The sequence below is a fragment of the Labrys sp. (in: a-proteobacteria) genome (assembly GCF_047605565.1).
Classification (GTDB): Bacteria; Pseudomonadota; Alphaproteobacteria; order Rhizobiales; family Labraceae; genus Labrys; species Labrys neptuniae.
The window spans coordinates 73,905-94,522 of the sequence record NZ_JASGFM010000002.1; the positions used below are offsets into that span (position 1 = coordinate 73,905).

Sequence of the window (20,618 nt, forward strand, 5' to 3'; positions counted from 1 at the left end):
GATCGTACGTCGTGGTCGGAACTTGTCGCCTGTCTTGGCCTGAGACGGGGCGGAGCGAGGAACGATTTGTCTTCTCCACTGCGCGGTTATCCGCTGCACACATCTCAGTATTGCCAGTACAAGGCGCCGGCATCCGTTCCCAACTTCGGGGACGGATGCCGGCGCCTTTTCTTACCAACGTGGCATGTGTGCCGGCGTGGATGAGACTATTGGATAAGCTGCCTGTCGAGCGTTGCCGCCCCGCCCAGTCAGCGCCGACGTCCCCATACCAAGGTATGGTCTTCACACACCAAGGCACGGTTGACCCCGCTTTGGGGCAATGACAGAAGGGCTCTGTATCCGCGGTGCCCGACACCTTGGATAACACCCGAACAATCAGCTGTGGAAGCACATGGACAACGATCGCAGTAGCCGTCCGGCTTCGGCTCCCAGCCGTCGCCGGAGGGGTGCGCCATCGATCTGGAACGCCGGCGGTCTCGCGCGCCGGGCTATGACCGGCCGGCCTTAAGTCCGCGCCGTCTTGCCTCGCGGGTCTGGCCAAAGGCGGCCCGACGAGGTGAAACATGAACAACGTCATTCCGTTCCGCGGCCGTGTCACGGCCGTCACGCCGCCTGTTCGCGGCGTCGTCATCCTTGCCTTCCGGGCCAAGGCCCGTACAACCGCGCCCGACGCATCGCTCACGCCATCGGATGCCTCTTTCCGGTCTGATCGGATGGAACGACAACCCGGCACGATCCGCGGTTGTCTCCGGGCAGCCTGGCACCTGAACCCGGACACGGGTCGGCTCGAATGCCGCTGGCGCCTGTCCGACGCCGGTGAAGAGACGGACGCTTTCTACCCCCCTTGTTCGAAATGCGCCGGAACGGCCGTCGGCTCGCGCTGAGTGTCTCTCGGTGCGGGCCCTGCAAGAGCTCGCCTTTTTCCCAGCATCCTGCCTTTTCCGACCTTGCCCTCCCACGAGGTTCGCCATGGTTTTCCTGCCCCATGACCGTTCCGGTCAGCGCTCCGTCGCGGCTTTCGCCCGCGGGCGCCTCCTGCCCAATCTCTACGATCTGATTGCCTGCGGGCTAGTGATCGCGCTCATTGCCCTGGTGCTGCATGGCGCTGTTGCGATGCGGACACCGCTCGACGCCCTCTCAGGGGCCCCGGTCTCGCTCGATCCGGCCCGCCTGCCGGAATATGCGCTTCGCACCACGCTGCGCATGTTTGCCGCCATCATCGCCTCGCTGGTCTTTACCTTCGTGGTGGCCACGCTCGCGGCCAAGAGCCGGCGGGCCGAGCTGATCATCATCCCGGCCCTCGACATCCTGCAGTCGGTTCCGGTGCTCGGCTTCCTGACCTTCACCGTCACCTTCTTCATGGGCCTGTTTCCCGGCAGCCAGCTCGGAGCGGAATGCGCCTCGATCTTCGCGATCTTCACCAGCCAGGCCTGGAACATGGCCTTTTCCTTCTACCAGTCCCTGCGCACGGTGCCTGGAGACCTGGACGAGGTCAGCCGCGGCTTCAGGCTGTCCGGCTGGCAGCGCTTCTGGCGCCTGGAGGCGCCGTTCGCGGCGCCGGGTCTGATCTGGAACACCATGATGTCCATGTCCGGCGGCTGGTTCTTCGTGGTCGCCTCCGAGGCGATCACGGTGGGCAATACCACCGTGCAGCTTCCCGGCATCGGCTCCTTCCTGGCGCTCGCCATCGACCAGAAGAACTTCGTCGCGGTCGGCTGGGCCGTGGCGGCGATGGGCATCCTGATCGTGCTCTACGATCAGCTCCTGTTCCGGCCGGTGGTCGCCTGGGCCGACAAGTTCCGCGTCGAGCAGACGGCCAGCCAGCAAAGGCCGCGCTCCTGGGTCTACGACCTCATCCGCCATACCAGGCTGATGAAGCGGCTGATCGCGCCGCTGGCCTGGATCTGGCAGCGCCTGATGCTGGTGCGCATCGGACGATCGGGCAAGGCATCCTTTCGGCCCGGACGGGCGACCTCGCCTTTGATCGATCGCCTCTGGCTTGGCCTGGTGCTCGCTGTCACGGCCTGGGGGATCTTCTTGGCGATCGCCTATATGCGCCAGAGCCTGTCCTGGAGCGACGCGTTCGAAGCGCTGGGCGGCGGCCTCGCGACGCTATTGCGCGTCATCGTCCTCATCGCGGTGGCAAGCCTGATCTGGGTGCCGATCGGCGTGCTGATCGGCCTGCGCCCGGCCCTGGCCGAGCGGGTTCAGCCCCTGGCCCAGTTTCTGGCCGCCTTCCCGGCGAACGTGCTGTTTCCCTTTGCCGTCATCGCCATCGTCGCGACGGGGGCAAGTCCCGACATCTGGCTGTCGCCCCTGATGGTGCTGGGGACGCAGTGGTACATCCTGTTCAACGTCATTGCCGGTGCCGGCGCCTTTCCCACCGATCTCAGGGAAGCGGCCTCGATCTACCAGATCCGGTCCTGGACCTGGTGGCGCCGGGTGATCCTGCCGGGGATCTTTCCCTATTACGTGACCGGCGCCCTCACGGCCTCGGGCGGCTCCTGGAACGCCAGCATCGTCGCCGAACTCGTGAGCTGGGGAAATACCAGGCTCGAGGCCCACGGCCTCGGCTCCTACATCGCCAGGGCGACGGAGGCGGGAGACTTTCCGCGCGTCGTGCTCGGCATCGCCGTGATGTCGCTCTTCGTCACCTTGTTCAACCGCCTGCTGTGGCGCCCGCTCTATGTGTTCGCGGAACGCCGCCTGCGCCTCGACTGATCGCCTGGAGATCTCGCCATGAACGCTCCCGTCACCATGAATGCCCCCGTCACCATCAAGGATGCCCCGCTGGTGTCCGTCCTCGGCGTGCGCCAGACCTATGACAAGGGTGGGTCGAGCCCGCTGGTCGTGCTCGACAGGGTCGATCTCACGCTGCGGGCCGGCGAAATCGTCGGCCTGCTCGGCCGCTCCGGCTCCGGCAAGTCGACTCTGCTCCGCGCGATCGCCGGCCTGATCCGGCCCAGCGAAGGCAGTGTCTCCTTCCAGGGCGAGCCCGTCAGCGGCACCCGCGGCGGCATTTCGCTGGTGTTCCAGAGCTTTGCCCTGTTTCCCTGGCTCACCGTGCAGCAGAATGTCGAGCTCGGGCTCGAGGCGCAGGGTGTCCTGCCGGCAGAACGCCGCAAGCGGGCCCTGGCCGCGATCGACCTCATCGGGCTCGACGGCTATGAGAACGCCTATCCCAAGGAACTGTCGGGCGGCATGCGCCAGCGCGTCGGCCTGGCCCGCGCTCTGGTGGTGCATCCCAAGCTCCTCTTGATGGATGAACCCTTCTCGGCCCTCGACGTGCTCACCGCCGAGACCCTGCGCACGGACCTGCTCGATCTGTGGTGCGAAGGCCGCATGCCGATCGAGGCGATCCTGATGGTCACCCACAATATCGAGGAGGCGGTGCTGATGTGCGACCGCATCCTGATCTTCGGCTCCAATCCGGGCCGGGTGATCGGAGAAGTCCGCGTCGACCTGCCACAGCCGCGCAACCGGCTCGATCCGGCCTTCCGGGCCCTGGTGGAGGACATCTACGCCCGCATGACCGCACGTCCTGGTTCGGCTCCGGCGCGGGACGGCCTCTTCCCCGGCACGGGCATCGCCATGGTGCTGCCCAAGGTTTCCTCCAACGAACTCGCCGGCCTGATCGAGGCGGTGGCGGCGGCTCCCTATCACGGCAAGGCCGACCTGCCGCCCTTGGCTGCCGGCCTGCATCTCGAGATCGACGAACTCTTCCCGGTAGCCGAGACCCTGCAGCTGCTGCGTTTTGCCGAGCTGGAGGGCGGCGACATCCGCCTTACCGCGGCGGGGAAGCGCTTCGCCGAAAGCGAGGTGGACGAGCGCAAACGCCAGTTTGCACAGCAATTGGCGACCTATGTGCCGCTGGCGGCCCATATTCGCCGCATCCTCGACGAAAGGCCGAGCCATCAGGCGCCGGCCCGCCGCTTTCGCGACGAGCTCGAGGACCACATGTCGGAGGACTATGCGGCCGGTACCGTGCGGTCCGTGATCAGCCTCGCCCGCTACGCCGAATATTTCGCCTATGACGAGGCGGCGGATCTCTTCACGCTGGAGAACCCGAGCTGAACGCCTCGAGCGCTTGGTGATCGTCGATATCGTGGTCGTGCTCCCGCCACCGGCGCCGGCGGGAGCCTTGCCATCCTTCATGGCGAAGGCAGGTGAAACATGCTCCGGGACAATCAAGAACTCGCGCGGACCATCATCGCGCTGCAGAAGGCGGGCGGCCGGGTCGAAAACAGGGCATCGTTGCTCGCCATCGGCCTCGTCCTGTCGGGCGCCGACGGCCTGTCCTGGCTCACGCGCCGCCTTTTCCTTCGCAGGCAATTGCTGCCGCCGGAGACGCAAGGCTTGCTTCGCATGGCCGCAGGCCTCAACAAGGTGGGCGTGGTGCTGTTGCGCCGACATCTGCGGCGGTATTCCCGCCATCGCGCCTGAGGGACGCGCTCGCAGGCTTGGCGTGGATGGCGGCAAGGATGTGGGACAGCCCTTCCATGACGGGGAACGCAGTTGGTGAAACGCGAACGCCTGGGATCGACCATCGACATGCCGCTGCTGTGGCTCGCCATGGCCGGGCTGGCCTTGCTCATTTTCGTGGCGGACACCGTCACCGATCTGGAAATCGCCGTTGCCGTGCTGCATGTCGTCGTGGTGCTGATCTCGGTGTGGACGGGGCGGCCGCGGACCGTGCTGATCGTCGGATTGGCCTGCAGCCTCCTGACCGTGCTCAGCTTCTTCATGACGGTGAGGGGCGATACCGAGGCGGGTATCGCCAACAGCTCCCTCAGCCTGGTGGCTATCGGCGCGACCACCTATCTTGCCATCCGGATCGAGCTTGCCGATCTCGCCGTGCGCCGTGCCGAGGCCGACCTTGCCCGTATCTCGCGCATCACCATGCTGGGCGAGCTCACCGCCTCCATTGCTCATGAGGTCAGTCAGCCCCTGGCCGCCATCGGTGCCAGCAGCAATGCCGCGCTGCGCTGGCTTTCCGCCTCGCCCCCCAATCAGGACGAGGCTCGGCATGCCCTCAATCGGATCGTGGAAGCCGCCGAACGGGCTGGCGAGGTGGTGGAGCGGGTGCGCCGCCTGGTACGCCGCGCCCCGCCCTCGCGCGAACCCGTCGACATGGTCGAAGTGATCGACGAGACATTGGCCCTGATGCGGGGCAAGCTGCGTGCGAATGCCATCCTGCTGCGGACCGAATTGCTGCATGGCCTGCTGCCGGTGATGGGCGATCGGGTTCAATTGCAGCAGGTCCTGCTCAACCTCGTCGCCAATGCCGTCGAGGCGGCGGTGGAAACGAAACAGGGAAACCGGGAGATAACGGTCAACACCTCAGCCGACGACAGGGAGGTCACCATTGCCGTCACCGATACCGGCCCTGGCCTGTCGCCACAGGCGATAGAGCATGTCTTCGATCCCTTTTTTACCACCAAGGAGGACGGTATGGGCATTGGATTGGCCATCAGCCGTTCCATCGTCGAGGCGCATGGCGGGAGTATAGAGGCCCGGGCCGCTATGCCGCACGGCAGCATTTTTCGCTTCACGCTGCCGCTGGCGCGAGAGCGCGGACGCAAGGATTAGACCCATGTCGGAAGAAATCGCGACCGTCTATGTGGTGGATGACGATCCCATGGTCAGGGATGGGCTGGACAGCTTGCTGAGATCGGTCGGCTATCGCGTCCGCTGCTTCGCCTCGCCCCGCGAGTTCATGCAGTGTCGGCGCTCGGAGGGAGCGTCCTGCCTGGTGCTCGACGTGCGCATGCCGGGACAGAGCGGGCTCGACTTCCAGACCGAACTGGCCGGCGCAGGAGATGCCATTCCGATCGTCTTCCTCACCGGTCATGGCGACGTGCCGATGTCGGTGCGGGCCATCAAGGCCGGAGCCATGGAATTCCTGCTCAAACCCTTCCGCGAGCAGGATCTTCTCGATGCCGTGGCGGCGTGCCTGGAAAAAAGCCGCGCGGAGAGTGTCGAGACGGCCCTGGGGGAGGATCTGCGCAACCGCTACGCCGCCCTGTCACCGCGCCAGCAGGAGGTGATGGCGCTGGTGGTGCAGGGGCTTCTCAACAAACAGACGGCCGCCGAACTGGAACTGAGCGAGATCACCGTGAAGATCCATCGCGGCCAGGTCATGCGCAAGATGCAGGCCAATACGCTGGCCGATCTCATCCGCATGGCGGACCGCCTCGGGCTGCCCGCCAAGCCGGCAGGGCGGGGATAGCGACGGCGATGTCGCCAAAGCGCTTGACGGGCCTTGCGGCTCAGCCCCATATCCGGGCCGAGATGATTGCTGAAAAACCCGCCCTCACCATTCTGCTCTGCTCGCCCCGCGGTTTCTGCGCCGGGGTGGTGCGGGCGATCGACGCCGTCGAGCAGGCCTTGAAGATCTATGGCCCGCCGGTCTATGTGCGCCATGAGATCGTGCACAACAAATATGTGGTCGAGAATCTCAAGTCGAAGGGCGCGATCTTCGTCGAGGAGCTCGACGAGGTGCCCGAGACGCGTGCGCCGGTGATCTTTTCGGCCCATGGCGTCGCCAAATCGGTGCCGTCAGCCGCCGCAAGCCGCAATCTGTTTGCCATCGACGCCACCTGCCCGCTGGTGACCAAGGTGCATCGCGAGGCCGAGATCCACCACAAGCGCGGGCGCGAGATCGTGCTGGTCGGGCATCGGGGTCATCCCGAGGTCATCGGCACGATGGGGCAGCTGCCGGACGGCGCCGTCAGCCTGATCGAGACGGTTGCCGATGTCGCGGCTTTCACGCCGTCCAATCCGGATGCGCTTGCCTATGTGACGCAAACCACGTTGTCGGTCGACGATACGCGCGACATCGTTGAGGCGCTGAAGGTCCGTTTCCCCTCGATCGTCGGGCCCCACAAGGAAGACATCTGCTACGCCACCACCAATCGCCAGGAAGCGGTCAAGGCGGTGGCGCCGCGGGTGGAGGCCTTCATCGTGGTCGGTGCGCCGAACTCCTCCAATTCGCAGCGCCTGCGCGAAGTGGCCGAGCGCTCGGGCTGCCTCATCTCGGAACTGGTGCAGCGCGCCTCCGATATCGACTGGAACCGGTTCGGTGCATTGAAGTCCCTGGGTGTCGCCGCCGGCGCCTCTGCACCGGAAATCCTGGTCGAGGAAATCCTCGACGCCTTTGCGGAGCGCTATGCCATCACCGTGGAGACGGTCTCGACCGCCGATGAAAGCGTGTTCTTCCCGCTGCCGAAGGATCTGAGGGAGAACGACATGCGCAAAATTGCAGAAGATGTTGCCCGCTGATGGCTGTTTACACCGAAGTCAATGACGAGGATCTCGCCTGTTTCGTCGCCGAATACGATATCGGTGGGGTACTGGCCTGCAAGGGCATCGCCGAGGGCGTCGAGAACACCAATTACATCCTGCGCACCGAAAAGGGCGCCTATATCCTCACCCTCTATGAAAAGCGGGTGAGGCGGGATGACCTGCCCTTCTTCATGGCCCTGATGGAGCATCTTTCCGCAAGCGGCGTGACCTGCCCGACCCCGATCCGGCGGCGGAACGGCAAGGTGCTGGGGGAACTCGCCGGGCGGCCTGCCGCGCTGATCAGCTTCCTGGAAGGCGTCTGGATCAAGAAACCGAATGTCGAGCATTGCGGTGCCGTCGGCCGCGCGCTCGCCGCCATGCACAATGCCACGCTGGGCTTTCCGATGGAGCGGCCCAACGCCTTGTCTCTCGCCGGCTGGGAGACGCTCTACAGTCAGGCGGATGGCCGGGCCGACAGCGTGCAGGCCGGGCTCGATGCCGCCATCGCCGAGGAACTCGCCTTTCATCGCGCCCATTGGCCGCAAGGCTTGCCGACGGGCGTCATCCACGCCGACCTCTTCCCCGACAATGTCTTCTTCCTGAACGGGCGGCTTTCGGGCCTGATCGACTTCTATTTCGCCTGCACCGACATTCTCGCCTATGACGTCGCGATCTGCCTGAATGCCTGGTGCTTCGAGCCCGACCACGCCTACAACGCCACCAAGGGCAGGGCGCTCCTGGCCGGCTATCGCGCCGTCAGGCCGCTCTCGGACGCCGAGATGGCAGCCATGCCGGTGCTGGCCCGGGGCTCGGCGCTGCGCTTCATGCTGACGCGCCTGGTCGACTGGCTCAACGTGCCGCCCGGCGCCCTGGTGAAGCCGAAGGATCCGCTGGAATATTGGAAGAAGCTGCGCTTCCACCAGCGCGTCGCCAGCCCGGCCGAATACGGGTTCGACCTATGACGGTCCAAGGGACGGCAAAGCGGGTGACGCTCTATACCGATGGCGCCTGCTCGGGCAATCCCGGCCCCGGCGGTTGGGGTGCCATCCTGATGTTCGGCGAGCATCGCAAGACCTTGTGCGGCGGTGCTCTGGAGACCACCAACAACCGCATGGAACTGCAGGCGGCGATCGAGGGGCTGGAAGCTTTGACGCGCGGCTGTGCTGTCGACCTGCATACGGACAGCCAATATGTCAAGAACGGCATCACCGGCTGGATCCATGGCTGGAAGCGCAATGGCTGGCGCACCGCCGACAAGAAGCCGGTGAAGAACGAGGACCTTTGGCGCCGCCTCGACGCGGCGCTGGAGCGCCATGACGTCGAGTTCCATTGGGTGAAGGGCCATGCCGGCCACCCGCTCAACGAGGAGGCCGACCGGCTGGCGCGCGAGGGCATGGCGCCCTATCAGCAGGAAAAGCGGGACAGGGCGGCGGCGCTGTCGTGAGATGCTGGGGACTACGTGCGCGCTCAAGACGCAAGGGTGTACCCGTTTTCCAAGCTCTATGGTCGCAGCCCTTGCCGATTTCCTAGGACATTAACAAGGCACTGACGAAAATCATTCAGTTGAGTTTCATTGGAAAATATTCTTTTTGGAATCACGGTTCTCATATTAGGTGACATGAAGAATACCGTCACTTTCTTGTTATCCATCCATCCGATGTAATCACTCCAGTATGTGATCCATGATCCACGATCGGAAGTTGTTTTAATACCGTCTTCGGACCATGACATCGAACAGGTAGATTTTAAATCCTTTCTATATTTGTATTCTTTATCTACAGCAATTGGTATAAATATTAGGTAGTTTAAAATTGGCCACAAAAAAGCGATTAACGCTAATGTAACGCATAGAACTTGACTGGATGTTAGTCCAAATGACCATTTGACATCGGGAAGTTGGGTGGCAAAAAGGGCGGTGAGCCAAATCGCTAATATTAAGTTAGACTTAAACCAAAATCTTCTAAGGTGATATCTATAAATCAACCTCGCGAAAGATTTAAACTCATCTTTGGTGACGTCTAATTCAACAGATCTCTGGATATCGCTCATTGATAACCCATGCCATATGGAGCGAATCTAACACTCCTCAGAATGTATGGTAGCAGAGCGTTGATCTGATTCACCTCTCTGGAATTTGTTGCCAAACTCCCGGGATAGCCCGTTTGGACGCCGACCGTTCTTGCTCATGGCATGATCAAGCCAGGTCGTATGAAAGGGGCTGGTCCGAAGACCAGCCCTCCTAATCAGAGCGCCTTGAGCAGCGTGTCGGCGCCGGAAATGTCGAGCTTGCCGCCATCGTCGAGGTTGAGGACCTTCACGACGCCATCTTCCACCAGCATGGCATAGCGCTGCGAGCGCACGCCCAGGCCCGCGGCGACGCGATCGAGCTCCATGCCGATCGCCTTGGCGAAATCGCCGCTGCCATCGGCGAGGAATTCGATCTTGCCCAGGCCGCCCGTGGCCTTGGCCCAGGCCTGCATGACGAAGGCGTCGTTGACGGCCGTCACGGCCACCGTGTCCACGCCCTTGGCCTTGAAGGCATCGTAATGTTCCAGATAGCCCGGCAGATGGTTGCGGTGGCAGGTGGGGGTGAAGGCGCCGGGAACGGCGAACAGCACCACCTTCTTGCCGCCGAAGACGTCGGCCGTGCTCTTGGGTTCGGGCATGTCCTGCGTCACCGCGCGGAACGTCACATCGGGGAGTTTGTCGCCGGGCTTGATCGTCACTGATATCTCCATTGGTGACGCCATGGCGAACGCTGCCCTGTCACCCCTTGCGCCTGCGCGCGATCGGGATGGCCGGTCAGTAGCCATGACGAGAGTCTACGGCAACCGATATAGGCTTTCGACGCCGGCCTCGCCAGTCGAGAGCGTGAAGCGCAGTTCGTTTCCGGCGAGGGTCGCGCCTTTGGGCAGTCCCTCGAGCGGCAGCACGAAGCTCTGGGGATTGGCCTTGTCCGCCTTGTCGGCCGGCTCCGGCATCGGCAGGTACCACTTCATCGGCCCTTCGACGAACAGGGCGGAGGCGGAGGGGGTGCTGACATCGATGGTCAGGCGAGCCGGATTGGTCGCGGTGTCCAGGCGGATCTGCTTGATGGCGAGGGGAGCCGTGGCGCCGATCTCTTGCGATACCGGTACTTTCTTCAGGGCCTGTGCGATCTCGGCGCTGCCTTCCCCTCCCGTCACCGCGCCCGGGGAGAGGACGACGTCGGCGCTGCCCTTGGCCGGGACGCAGATCGTCTTGCAGGCGGCATAGTCGAGGCCGAGTGCCAGCTTGACGGGCTTGGACGGATCGATCGCGCTGATCTTGAGGGGCAGCACGACCTGATCGTGATAGACGGCCGACGATGCGCCCTCCTGGTCGTAGCGGCTCGGCGCCGGCCAGAGCACCGTCACTTCGCGCAGATTCTCCGACTTGGACCAGTCGAAAGTCGGAGGAATGCCGGCATCGCCCGGATTGCGCCAATAGGTCTTCCAGCCCGGCGCGAGCTGGATCTCCAGGCCTGCCAGGCCTTCCGGATGTGCCTGGCCGGCAAGCAGCTGGATGACGGCGTGCGGGTCCGCCTGATTTGGATCGGACTGGCTGGGGGAGCCGGCCAGGGCCGGCAGGGCACACAAGGCGAGGCACCCGGCGAGTATGGCAAGGACAGGACGGCTGGACATTCGGATAGCTTGCGGCTCCAAACAAGGGTCTCGGCAGACGGATAACTGCGAATGGTCAATAGCGCCATGCACGAAGGCGTGACACTCTTGTGAAGCCTACCGTCGGCGCTTCGCCAAGGTTGGCCAAATTTATGCCTTAACAAAGCCGATACGATGCGGCACGATCATGTCCATGACAGGGTACATTCCATTTGGCAGCGATTCATCCGGCGGTTTCCTGGACGGCAAGATGCTCGTGGCTACGCCGTCCATGCAGGATGAGCGCTTCGCGCGCACGGTGATCTATATCTGTGCGCATTCGTCCGACGGTGCCATGGGCATCGTAGTCAACCAGCCGGCCAAGAATATCCGCTTTCCCGACCTCCTCAAGCAGCTCGGCGTCATTGACGGCGTCTCGGACATGCGTCAACCGAGGGGCGCGCCGATCCGCATCGTCAATGGCGGCCCGGTCGAATCCGGCAGGGGATTCGTGCTCCATACCAACGATGTCTTCATCGACAATTCGACCATGCCGATCGAAGACAATATCTGCCTGACCGCGACGCTCGACATTCTGCGCAGCATCGCCATCGGCGAGGGGCCGGAACAGGCCTTGTTGGCGCTGGGCTATGCCGGCTGGGGCGCCGGGCAGCTCGAGCGCGAGATCCAGGCCAATGGCTGGCTGCATTGCGATGCCGATCCGGGGCTGCTGTTCGACGACCAGGTCGACACCAAATATACGCGGGCGCTGCGCAAGCTTGGCATCGAGCCCGGCCTGTTCTCGCGGGATGCGGGGCACGCGTAGGCGAGGAGCGCGGACATCCTGTCCGCTCTTGATCCTCAATCGGTTCCACTAAATCTGTGATTGCCGAACGTCTTTGGTCGTGCCTCACAACTCGACTTCATTACTTCCCCTTATGCACGCTGCACTCGAATGAGGCCAGTCCTCGGCCCGGGCACACAAACCGGCGCTTACCGCATTGGTCTCGATGTAGTAAAGCGCGCGTTGAAAGTGGCCCTCATCTCTGATCCGACGATCAAAATATTCAGGAAACCACAGCATTCCCTGCCGTCCTAAGGCGCGATTGATCTGAAGTGCCGTAAAAGATTTCCACGAGTGAATGATGGCCGATAGCGCATGCGGTACAAGCGGTGTGGCGAGTACATGAACGTGGTTGGGCATGATGCTCCAGGCGTGGAGACGATATCGTACCCCATCGAAATGAAGCAGAGCTGCTTGCACGATCGAGCCGGCATCGGGCTGCGCGAGCAAAGCTTCCCCATGGCCCTTGTCAAGCGCTTCCTCATAGCGCCGGCGCTGCTCGGTTGAATCGAGTTCGGGGTCGGACTCCTTCAGATCCCGCGCCCAACGGCTCAGCAGCTCGCTAGGCAGGGAATCCGCGAGACGGAAGGTGATGCTTTGTGGATGCTCGCCAGCTTCCCAATGCGGGAGATATCCTCGGGAATGCCACTCCACTTGTGGCCGCAGCGGGTGTTTCTTCTCCACCATGGCGGTTCCCTCGAAACGTCCTGCAAGGGGCAGGTTTCAAGAGCGGACAGGATGTCCGCGCTCCAGGTCACGCCCGCAGCCGCACCGGGCCGGCGATCAGCCTGCGGGCTTCCTCCGCCGTGACGGGATCGCCGAAGGCCTCGCCCTGGGCGAACTGGCAGCCGAGCTCACCGAGTTCGGCGGCATCGCTATCGGCCTCGGCACCGTCGGCGATGATCTCCATGCCGAGGTCGCCCGCCATGGCGATGATCGAGCGCAGGATCACCGGCCGGCCGCGCTCGCCTTCCTTGACGAAGCTCGGATCGATCTTGAGCATGTCGAAGGGGAAGCGTTGGAGGTAGGACAGGCTGGAATAGCCGGTGCCGAAGCCGTCCATGGCCAGGCCGACGCCGAGATCGCTGAGCTGGGCCAGGATCTGCGCGGCATATTCGGGATTTTCCATCACCAGGCTCTCGGAGACCTCGAGCTTGAGCGAACCGCGCTCGATGCCGGCCCGCGCCATCACCGCCTTGATGTCCTGGACGAGGTCCTGGCGCAGCAATTGCCGGCTGGAGATGTTGACCATGCCGAACAAGGGCGGCTCGACCTCGACGAGGCGCTGCCAGATCGACAGCTGGCGGGCGGTGCGGTCGAGCACGAACAGGCCGACATCGACGATCAGCCCCGTCTCCTCGGCCATGGCGTTGAATTCGCCCGGCGGCAGGCGACCGAGCTTGGGATGCTCCCAGCGCACGATCGCCTCGAAGCCGGCAATGGTGCGATCCTGCAGGCGTACCACCGGCTGGAACAGCACCTTGAGCTCGTCGCGTTCGATCGCCCTTCTGAGGTCGGCCTCCAGGGAGGAGCGGTCCGGCCGCTCGACCCGCATGGCCGACCGGAAGATCTCGATGCGATCGCCGCCGATCTTCTTGGCGTTGTACATGGCGATCTCGGCGTCCTTGATCAGTTCGTCCGCCTTGACCGGGGCCTGGGGATCGTACATCGCCACGCCGACCGAGGCGGTGAGGAAGATCTCGCGGTCGGCCACGGCGATGGGGGCGCGCAGCGAGCGACGGATCGACTCGGCGAAGGCCGAGATCCGTTCCGGATCGGGTTCCGACAGCAGAAGCACGCCGAACTGATCGCCGAAGATGCGACAGACGCTGTCGCGGGGCTTCATCAGGCGCGAGAGGCGGCGCGACACCGTCAGCAGGATCGAATCGCCGACGGAATGGCCGACGGCGTCGTTGACCTGCTTGTAGCGGTCGAGATCGAGGATCAGTACCGTCGGCTTGGTGGTGCCGTCCTGCTTGGCCTGGACCAACGCCGCTTCCAGCCGATCGGTGAACAGCTCCCGGTTGGGCAGGCCGGTCAGATTGTCCCTGACGGCATCGTGCAGCAGGCGCTCCTCGGCCGTCTTCTGTTCGGTGACATCGGAGACGGTGCCGACGCAGCGTACCACTTCGCCGTCCGAGCCCACCACGGGCCGGGCCTTGAGGTTGAGCCACATATAATGGCCGTCGGCGGCCCGGATGCGGAAATCCAGGCTGACGCGGCCGCGGCGCTGGTCGATCACCGCGTCGAGAGCAGTACGGAAGCGGTCGCGGTCGAAGATATGGACGAGCTCGAGCCATTCGGCGGCAGGCCCGTCGAGGGCGCCGGGGGCAACGCCGAGCAACTGGTCGGCCTCGGGGCTGACATAGATGCGATCGGCCGGCACGTCCCAGTCCCAGACCACGTCGCCGGAGCCGGTGAGGGCGAGGGCCTTGCGTTCGGTATCGGTCATCAGGCCGGGTGCGAAGGCACTGCCGGCAAAGGCGTGTTGCATCACCGTGAAGCCGATCAGCATCACCACCAGCACCAGGCCGCCGGTGAGGGCCGGCTGCACCAGGTCGTTGGTGAGATGGCCCATGATGGTCAATCCCGCCGCCGCCACCCAGCCGAGCAGCAACGTCCAGGTGGGTATCAGCATCACGGCCCGGTCATAGCCGTAGAAGGCCAGCAGCAGGATGATCAAGAGGCCGACGACGGCCAGAGTGGCGATGGAAATGCGGGCGACGCCGGCGGCGACGGGGGCGTTGATCACCGCAAGGCCGACGAGGGCGGCAAGGGCGGTGAGCCAGAGCGCCGAGACCACGGAATAGCGCACATGCCAGCGGTTGAGATTGAGATAGGCGAACAGGAAGACCAGGAGCGTCGCCGAGAACACCGCTTCCGCGCCCGCGCGCCACACCCTGTCTCCATCCGGGGGAATGGCGAGGAATTTGTGCAGGAAGCCGAAATCGATGGCGAGATAGGCCAGCACCGCCCAGGCCAGCGCCGCGGCGGCTGGAAACATCGCCGTGCCCTTCACCACGAAGGCGATGGTGAGAAACAAAGCGAGCAGGCCGGCAATGCCGAGCACGATACCCTTGTAGAGGGTAAGCGAGTTGACCTTGTCCTTGTAGGCGTCGGGATCCCACAGGAAGAGCTGGGGCAGCTTGGAGGTGCGCAATTCGGCCACGAAGGTCACGCGCGAGCCCGGATCGAGCGTCACCCGGAAGACATCGGCGTCGTCATCCTCCTGCCGCTCGGGCTGGAAGCCCTGGCTGGGCGTGATTTCCGCGATGCGGGAGGCACCGAGATCCGGCCAGACCAGGCCGGAACCGACCAGGCGGAAATGCGGTGCCACCACGATGCGGTCGATCTGCTCGTCGGTGGTGTTGGCGAGGGCGAACACGATCCAGTGCGGATTGGTTCCCGGCTGCTTCGAACGCACTTCGATGCGGCGCACGATGCCGTCGGCGCCCGGGGCGGTCTGGATCTGGATGCGGTCGCCCTGGCTGGAATAGCTTTCGACAGCGGGCAGGAGATCGATGGCGTCGACCTCGCCGTTGACGTCCACCGGCTCCAGGGCATGCGCAACGCCGCCGACCATTGCCATGACGAGCATCATGACCATGGAGGCTGCGACGACGCGAATGAACTGCAACATACGATCTCCAGCCAGGCTTCCCGGCGCCCCCTTGCGACGGTCCTGGTTCATCTCACTTCGAAGGGCCTGCCCACCTGCCACTCAATTGTGTCGAGAAGCAGTAGCCAGCAATGCGAAATTGGGCAAGCTGCCCCGGTCGGATTCCTGTTGGCGGAATAGAGATTGAGTGCCCGCAGCTCCGTCCAGCGTCATCATCGTGCAAGCCGAGCCGGTGTAGGCCGGGTGTTACCGGCGATTTCGCCGTGACCTCATTTTTGACGTTCAAAGCTGGCAAGGCTGAGATTGCTGCAGGGCCAGACTCTGAGTAGGCTTGCATAAACCGTTCCTTCATCCGAGGGGGCAATAAGAACAACCAACCTTCCCCAAGGGCACCGATCAAAGGATTCCTATGACGCGCATTCGCAAAGCTGTATTTCCCGTCGCCGGCCTCGGCACGCGCTTTCTGCCTGCCACGAAGTCGGTGCCCAAGGAGATGCTCACCGTGGTGGACAAGCCTGTCATCCAGCACGTGGTGGACGAAGCCCGCGAAGCCGGCATCGAGCACTTCATCTTCGTGACCGGCCGCAACAAGGGCGTGATCGAGGATCATTTCGATATCGCTTATGAACTCGACGCCACGCTCAAGGAGCGCGGCAAGATGGAAGCCTATGAGGAATTGCAGCGTTCGCTGCCGGCAGCGGGCCAGACCAGCTTCACGCGCCAGCAGGCCCCGCTCGGCCTCGGCCATGCCGTCTGGTGCGCGCGGGAGATCGTCGGGCGCGAGCCTTTCGCCCTGCTGCTGCCCGACATGCTGCATCACGGCAAGGGCAAGGGGTGCCTTGCGGAGATGGTCGATGCCTATGACAAGGTCGGCGGCAACCACATCGCCGTGTTCGAGGCGCCGGAAGACCAGACCCATCAATATGGCATCGTCGGCAAGGGCGAAAGCGTCGGCGGCAATGCCTTCGAGATCACCCAGATGGTCGAAAAGCCCAAGAAGGGCACGGCGCCCTCCAATCTGGCGGTCTCCGGCCGCTACATCCTGCAGCCGGAGATCTTCGATCTCCTGGAAAAGCAGGAACGCGGCGCGGGCGGCGAGATCCAGCTCACCGATTCCATGCTCAAGCTCGCCCAGGGGCAGAAATTCTACGGCTCGGTGTTCAAGGGCCGCATCTACGACACCGGCATGAAGATCGGCTTCCTGACCGCCAATGTCGCCTATGCGCTGGAACGCGAGGGCCTCGGTGACGAACTGAGGGCCGAGTTGAAGGCCCTGCTGGGCTGACAAGGTTCTGGATGAAATGGCCCGGGAAACCGGGCCATTTTTCTGGGCGCGGACATGGCAATGCGCCTTCGGGCCGCGACGTTCGGGCTCAACCGGGAAACTCGTAGACCACGTCGGAAAAGCGTCCGGTCGGGAAGACATAGAAGAGCCGGAGCTCGGCGTCGCCTTCGTTGCGCAGCGCGTGCCAGGCATTGCCGGGAATGAAGATAGCCGCTCCCTTGCCGACGGGGCTTTCCGCGCCATCGACCGTGAGCACGCCGCTGCCTTCCAGGATGAGATAGAGCTCTGCTTCGGCATGGCGGTGCGGCGGATTGGTGCCGCCGGGCGGCAGGACGGCGATTCCAGCACTGAGGCTGTCGGTCGGCGTGATATCCGCGCTGATCAAGGTGTGCCAGGCCACGCTCCCCTTGGTGGGATCCTCCCAGGCTTCCCGTGGCCGCTCCTCTGCCCGGGTGATGACAAGTTGAGTTTCCCCAATCATGGTGCCCTCCGCGCGGTGATGCTGTGAATTTACGTTCCTGCCCTCCGGGAGCGCCTGGTGAAGCCAACGCTTCTCACCCTGGAAAGCCTCAACGGATCTCGTCGCTGGAGAGAATGGCGTAGAGCAGATGGTCGCGCCAGGCGCCGGCGATGCACAGATAGGAGCGGGCATAGCCCTCTCGGATGAAGCCGACACGCTCCAGGAGCCGGATCGAAGGGCCGTTCTCCGGCAGGCAGGCGGCTTCCACCCGGCGCAGGCGCAGCGTGCCGAAGGCATAGGGCAGCAAAGCCCGCACGGCGTCGCTCATCAGGCCCTGGCCGGCATGAGCCTGACCCATCCAATAGCCGAGCGAACCGGTCTGCGCCACGCCGCGGCGGATCTGGCCGAGCGTGAGGCCGCCGACCAGCGCGCCGTTATCGGAGCGGAAGACGAAGAAGGGATAGGCGGCGTCGGCCCTCGCATCCTGGCCATAGCGCTTGATCCGGGCCCGAAAGGCCGGGCGTGTCAGATCATTGGGTGGCCAGGTCGGCTCCCAGGGGCGCAGGAATTCCCGGCTTGCGCCACGCAGGGCAGCCCAGGCCTCGAAATCGCGCATTTCCGGGGCGCGCAGCTCGACCTTCTCGCCACGGACCGGCGGTACGACGTCGGCGAAGGAGAAGGGGCGCAGGAAGGACATTCACCGCCTCATGCCGCCAGATGGGTGCGGATCTTGTCGAGACGGGGCAGTTTTTTGACCGGTCCGAGGGCGGCCAGGGTCGGCGGCGACGCCAGCACGGCCGCGCCGGCCTGGCGCACGTCCTCGGCGGTGACCGCATCGATCTTGGCAATCAATTCGGCCGGCGGTAGGGGGCGGCCCCAGATCAGCATGTGGCGCGCCATCTGCTCGGCACGCATGGCCGAGGATTCGAGCGCCATCAGAAGGCCCGCCTTCATCTGCGCCTTGGCGCGGGCGATTTCGGCCTCTGTGGGGGACGAGGCGGCGGCAGCCACGGTATCCAGGATCACCGGGACGAGATCGTGCAGCTCGTCGGCGCCGGCGGATATGCCGAAAATGCCGGTATCGGCATAGCCCCACTGAAAGGCATAGACTGAATAGCATAGGCCGCGTTTTTCGCGCACCTCCTGGAACAGGCGCGAGGACATGCCGCCGCCGACCAGATTGGTGAAGATGCCGAGAGCCGGGCTGAGGGCATCCTTGTAGGAACGGCCGGCAAAGCCGATCAGCACATTGGCCTGCTCGTGATCGGTCTCCATCACGTCTTCGCCGCCACGATAGACGGCCGAAGCCGGTTCGGGGCCGCTGCCCCCTGGCAGATGGGCGAAAAGGCGGCCTGCCTCCTCGACGACGCGATCATGCTCGACTGCGCCGGCGGCAGCGACCACCATGCGTCCGGCCCGGTAATGGGTGTCGAGATAGCTCTGGATCGCCTTGCGGTCGAACGACATCACCGTCTCGGGCGTGCCGAGAATGGGGCGGCCGAGGGGCTGATGCGGAAAGGCGGCCTGGTTGAACATGTCGAAGACCAGATCGTCCGGCGTGTCCTCGACGGCGCTGATCTCCTGCAGGATGACATTCTTCTCCCGCGTCAGTTCATCGGTATCGAAGACGGACTGGGTGAGGATGTCGGCCAGGATGTCGAAGCCCAGGCCGACATCTTCCTTCAGCACGCGGGCATAATAGGCCGTCTGCTCGCCCGATGTCGCGGCATTGAGTTCACCGCCGGCGCTTTCGATCTCCTCGGCGATGCGCTTGGCGTCACGGGTCCGCGTGCCCTTGAACGCCATATGCTCGAGCAGATGGGCAAGGCCGTGCTCCTTCTCGCCCTCCGAACGGGCGCCGGCGCCGGCAAAGACACCGAGCGAAGCGGTTTCCAGATGGCTCATCGCGTCGGTGACGACGGTCAGCCCGGAAGGGAGGCGGGTAACCTCGACGCTCATGCCGCAGCACCCTGGGCCGCGCGGGAATGCTTGCGGACGAAGGCCTCCAAGACCCCGAGGTCATTGGGAAGGACGGTAAAACGCTCGGGCCGCTCATAGAGATCGGCGAGGGCATCCGGCAGCTTGGGTTCGATGCCGGAGGCATCCTTGACCGCAGCGGGGAACTTGGCGGGATGAGCCGTGCCGAGCACGACCATCGGCACGCGGCGATCGGGTTCGGCCTTCCACGCCGCCATCACGCCGACGGCCGTGTGGGGGTCCAGGAGATAGCCGGCATTGCGCCAGATCATGCCGATCGTCTTGGCGACTTCCTTCTCGTCGGCGCGCTCGGCGTCGAACTCCGACCGAATGGCCTCATAGGCGCCCTCGTCGATCTCGAAGGCACCGGATTGGGCGAGATTGCCCATCAGGCGGCGGATCTGACCGGCATCGCGGCGATAGGCGTCGAAGAGCAGGCGTTCGAAATTGGAGGAGACCTGGATGTCCATCGAGGGAGAAGACGTCTCCTTCACGCCGCGCGCCTCATAGACGCCGGTCGCGATGGTGCGCGCCAGGATGTCATTGACATTGGTGGCGATCAGGAGCCGCTCGATCGGCAGGCCCATGCGCTTGGCGACATAGCCAGCGAAAATATCGCCGAAATTGCCCGTGGGCACCGAGAACGACACTTTGCGATGCGGCGCGCCCAGGGCCACCGCGGCGGTGAAGTAATAGACGATCTGGGCGACGATACGGGCCCAGTTGATGGAATTGACGCCCGACAGGCCGATCTCGTCGCGGAATTCGAGATGGTTGAACATCGCCTTCAGCTGGGCCTGGCAATCGTCGAAATTGCCCTCCAGCGCCACGGCATGCACGTTGGGGGCGTCCACCGTGGTCATTTGCCGGCGCTGCACCTCGGAGACGCGGCCGTGGGGATAGAGGATGACGATATCGACCTGTTCGAGGCCGCGGAAGGCCTCGATGGCGGCACTGCCGGTATCGCCCGAGGTGGCGCCGACGATGGTGGCCCGCTTGTTGCGGGCCTTCAGGGCGTGGTCCATCAACCGGGCGAGCAATTGCATCGCCACGTCCTTGAAGGCAAGCGTCGGGCCGTGGAACAGCTCCTGCACGAACAGATTGTCGCCGATCTGCACCAGCGGCACGACGGCTGGATGGCCGAAGCCGGCATAGGCCTCCTGGATCATGTGGCGCAGGGCCGCCGGCTCGATCTCGCCGTCGACGAAGGGCGCGATCACCGCCTCGGCCACCTGCCAATAAGGTTTGCCTGCAAAGGAAGCGATCTGGGCGTGGGACAGAACCGGCCAATGCTGCGGCACATAGAGGCCGCCGTCGCGGGCAAGGCCGGCGAGGAGGGCATCGCAAAAGCCGAGGACGGGAGCTTCGCCCCGCGTGGAGACATAGTGCACGGTTCTATCCTTTCGGTGCCGGAAGCGCCGCCAATGCCGGCCGCGCCGTCCCGGAACACAGTCTTCATCCTGTAATCCGCCCGGGCCCGACGGGCAAGGCGCGTATCGCCGCCTCCCATGCAGTTTCCCGTTGATCGG

Annotated in this window: 20 protein-coding genes; 11 read left to right on the forward strand and 9 right to left on the reverse strand. The window is 64.2% G+C overall.

The annotated features are described in order from the left end of the window. Nucleotides 1-563 precede the first annotated feature (563 nt). The 9 genes from QM672_RS02445 to rnhA all read left to right on the forward strand — a co-directional run bounded on the left by QM672_RS02445 (nt 564) and on the right by rnhA (nt 8,728). Nucleotides 564-884, forward strand: a complete 321-nt coding sequence (locus QM672_RS02445; RefSeq protein ID WP_311941435.1) for a hypothetical protein — start codon at nt 564-566, stop codon at nt 882-884. Nucleotides 885-969: 85 nt separating this feature from the next. Continuing rightward, nucleotides 970-2,721: an ABC transporter permease gene (locus QM672_RS02450; protein WP_415080519.1), complete on the forward strand. Its 1,752-nt coding sequence runs from the start codon at nt 970-972 to the stop codon at nt 2,719-2,721. 18 nt (nt 2,722-2,739) lie between these two features. Beyond that, on the forward strand, nt 2,740-4,074 hold the full coding sequence (locus tag QM672_RS02455) for an AAA-associated domain-containing protein (RefSeq protein WP_415080520.1): 1,335 nt from the start codon (nt 2,740-2,742) through the stop codon (nt 4,072-4,074). A gap of 99 nt (nt 4,075-4,173) precedes the next feature. Next, nucleotides 4,174-4,443 (forward strand): hypothetical protein, encoded by a 270-nt coding sequence (locus tag QM672_RS02460; RefSeq protein ID WP_311941430.1) that lies wholly within the window; start codon nt 4,174-4,176, stop codon nt 4,441-4,443. A 75-nt stretch (nt 4,444-4,518) separates the two neighbouring features. Next, nucleotides 4,519-5,589: a sensor histidine kinase gene (locus tag QM672_RS02465; RefSeq protein WP_311941427.1), complete on the forward strand. Its 1,071-nt coding sequence runs from the start codon at nt 4,519-4,521 to the stop codon at nt 5,587-5,589. Between the two features lie 4 nt (nt 5,590-5,593). Continuing rightward, entirely contained in the window at nt 5,594-6,229 is a 636-nt protein-coding gene (locus QM672_RS02470) for a response regulator transcription factor (protein WP_415080521.1), read from the forward strand. Nucleotides 6,230-6,291: 62 nt separating this feature from the next. Next, nucleotides 6,292-7,281: a 4-hydroxy-3-methylbut-2-enyl diphosphate reductase gene (ispH, locus tag QM672_RS02475; RefSeq protein ID WP_367626325.1), complete on the forward strand. Its 990-nt coding sequence runs from the start codon at nt 6,292-6,294 to the stop codon at nt 7,279-7,281. Then, entirely contained in the window at nt 7,281-8,246 is a 966-nt protein-coding gene (locus QM672_RS02480; protein ID WP_367626294.1) for a homoserine kinase, read from the forward strand. The genes ispH and QM672_RS02480 overlap by 1 nt, the downstream gene beginning before the upstream one ends. Further along, nucleotides 8,243-8,728 carry a ribonuclease HI gene (rnhA, locus tag QM672_RS02485; protein ID WP_311941419.1) on the forward strand — a complete coding sequence of 162 codons (486 nt, stop codon included), beginning with the start codon at nt 8,243-8,245 and terminating at the stop codon, nt 8,726-8,728. Before QM672_RS02480 ends, rnhA begins: the two co-directional genes overlap by 4 nt. Nucleotides 8,729-8,784: 56 nt before the next feature. On the opposite strand, the gene QM672_RS02490 is transcribed toward rnhA, so the two are convergent. The 3 genes from QM672_RS02490 to QM672_RS02500 form a co-directional block, all read right to left on the reverse strand. Further along, complete coding sequence (locus QM672_RS02490) at nt 8,785-9,333, reverse strand: YcxB family protein (protein WP_415080522.1); 549 nt, start codon at nt 9,331-9,333, stop codon at nt 8,785-8,787. Nucleotides 9,334-9,527: 194 nt separating this feature from the next. Beyond that, entirely contained in the window at nt 9,528-10,010 is a 483-nt protein-coding gene (locus QM672_RS02495) for a peroxiredoxin (protein ID WP_311941411.1), read from the reverse strand. A gap of 96 nt (nt 10,011-10,106) precedes the next feature. Continuing rightward, a complete protein-coding gene (locus tag QM672_RS02500) occupies nt 10,107-10,946 on the reverse strand; it encodes a protein-disulfide reductase DsbD domain-containing protein (protein ID WP_415080523.1) in 840 nt (279 codons plus the stop codon). Nucleotides 10,947-11,118: 172 nt separating this feature from the next. Here QM672_RS02500 and QM672_RS02505 point away from each other — a divergent pair, with 172 nt between their 5' ends. Further along, the gene (locus tag QM672_RS02505) at nt 11,119-11,730 is read left to right on the forward strand and encodes a YqgE/AlgH family protein (protein ID WP_105862609.1); all 612 of its coding nucleotides are present in this window, start codon (nt 11,119-11,121) and stop codon (nt 11,728-11,730) included. A gap of 84 nt (nt 11,731-11,814) precedes the next feature. Here the strand turns inward: QM672_RS02505 and QM672_RS02510 are convergent, their stop codons facing one another. Further along, nucleotides 11,815-12,435, reverse strand: a complete 621-nt coding sequence (locus QM672_RS02510) for a transposase (RefSeq protein ID WP_367626290.1) — start codon at nt 12,433-12,435, stop codon at nt 11,815-11,817. Between the two features lie 67 nt (nt 12,436-12,502). Continuing rightward, the gene (locus tag QM672_RS02515; RefSeq protein WP_415080727.1) at nt 12,503-15,385 is read right to left on the reverse strand and encodes an EAL domain-containing protein; all 2,883 of its coding nucleotides are present in this window, start codon (nt 15,383-15,385) and stop codon (nt 12,503-12,505) included. Between the two features lie 391 nt (nt 15,386-15,776). On the opposite strand from QM672_RS02515, the gene galU reads away from it, so the two are divergent. Then, nucleotides 15,777-16,652 carry a UTP--glucose-1-phosphate uridylyltransferase GalU gene (gene galU, locus QM672_RS02520; protein ID WP_367626289.1) on the forward strand — a complete coding sequence of 292 codons (876 nt, stop codon included), beginning with the start codon at nt 15,777-15,779 and terminating at the stop codon, nt 16,650-16,652. Nucleotides 16,653-16,740: 88 nt separating this feature from the next. Here galU and QM672_RS02525 read toward each other — a convergent pair whose 3' ends face one another. From QM672_RS02525 to thrC, 4 genes are all read right to left on the reverse strand, one after another. After that, entirely contained in the window at nt 16,741-17,133 is a 393-nt protein-coding gene (locus tag QM672_RS02525) for a cupin domain-containing protein (protein WP_415080524.1), read from the reverse strand. 88 nt (nt 17,134-17,221) lie between these two features. Beyond that, nucleotides 17,222-17,809, reverse strand: a complete 588-nt coding sequence (locus tag QM672_RS02530; RefSeq protein WP_311941391.1) for a GNAT family N-acetyltransferase — start codon at nt 17,807-17,809, stop codon at nt 17,222-17,224. An 8-nt stretch (nt 17,810-17,817) separates the two neighbouring features. After that, nucleotides 17,818-19,071 carry a M16 family metallopeptidase gene (locus QM672_RS02535; protein ID WP_415080526.1) on the reverse strand — a complete coding sequence of 418 codons (1,254 nt, stop codon included), beginning with the start codon at nt 19,069-19,071 and terminating at the stop codon, nt 17,818-17,820. After that, a complete protein-coding gene (gene thrC, locus QM672_RS02540) occupies nt 19,068-20,480 on the reverse strand; it encodes a threonine synthase (protein ID WP_415080527.1) in 1,413 nt (470 codons plus the stop codon). The genes QM672_RS02535 and thrC overlap by 4 nt, the downstream gene beginning before the upstream one ends. Nucleotides 20,481-20,618: the final 138 nt, after the last annotated feature.

What these genes read in the sequence shown, in the direction of transcription:
- QM672_RS02480 (WP_367626294.1), top strand. Translation starts at nt 7,281, where the DNA reads ATGGCTGTTTACACCGAAGTCAATGACGAGGATCTCGCCTGTTTCGTC.
- QM672_RS02510 (WP_367626290.1), bottom strand. Translation starts at nt 12,435, where the DNA reads ATGGTGGAGAAGAAACACCCGCTGCGGCCACAAGTGGAGTGGCATTCC.
- QM672_RS02470 (WP_415080521.1), top strand. Translation starts at nt 5,594, where the DNA reads ATGTCGGAAGAAATCGCGACCGTCTATGTGGTGGATGACGATCCCATG.
- QM672_RS02445 (WP_311941435.1), top strand. Translation starts at nt 564, where the DNA reads ATGAACAACGTCATTCCGTTCCGCGGCCGTGTCACGGCCGTCACGCCG.
- QM672_RS02505 (WP_105862609.1), top strand. Translation starts at nt 11,119, where the DNA reads ATGACAGGGTACATTCCATTTGGCAGCGATTCATCCGGCGGTTTCCTG.
- ispH (WP_367626325.1), top strand. Translation starts at nt 6,292, where the DNA reads ATGATTGCTGAAAAACCCGCCCTCACCATTCTGCTCTGCTCGCCCCGC.
- QM672_RS02525 (WP_415080524.1), bottom strand. Translation starts at nt 17,133, where the DNA reads ATGATTGGGGAAACTCAACTTGTCATCACCCGGGCAGAGGAGCGGCCA.
- QM672_RS02530 (WP_311941391.1), bottom strand. Translation starts at nt 17,809, where the DNA reads ATGTCCTTCCTGCGCCCCTTCTCCTTCGCCGACGTCGTACCGCCGGTC.
- QM672_RS02535 (WP_415080526.1), bottom strand. Translation starts at nt 19,071, where the DNA reads ATGAGCGTCGAGGTTACCCGCCTCCCTTCCGGGCTGACCGTCGTCACC.
- QM672_RS02455 (WP_415080520.1), top strand. Translation starts at nt 2,740, where the DNA reads ATGAACGCTCCCGTCACCATGAATGCCCCCGTCACCATCAAGGATGCC.
- QM672_RS02460 (WP_311941430.1), top strand. Translation starts at nt 4,174, where the DNA reads ATGCTCCGGGACAATCAAGAACTCGCGCGGACCATCATCGCGCTGCAG.
- QM672_RS02490 (WP_415080522.1), bottom strand. Translation starts at nt 9,333, where the DNA reads ATGAGCGATATCCAGAGATCTGTTGAATTAGACGTCACCAAAGATGAG.
- QM672_RS02450 (WP_415080519.1), top strand. Translation starts at nt 970, where the DNA reads ATGGTTTTCCTGCCCCATGACCGTTCCGGTCAGCGCTCCGTCGCGGCT.
- QM672_RS02500 (WP_415080523.1), bottom strand. Translation starts at nt 10,946, where the DNA reads ATGTCCAGCCGTCCTGTCCTTGCCATACTCGCCGGGTGCCTCGCCTTG.
- rnhA (WP_311941419.1), top strand. Translation starts at nt 8,243, where the DNA reads ATGACGGTCCAAGGGACGGCAAAGCGGGTGACGCTCTATACCGATGGC.
- galU (WP_367626289.1), top strand. Translation starts at nt 15,777, where the DNA reads ATGACGCGCATTCGCAAAGCTGTATTTCCCGTCGCCGGCCTCGGCACG.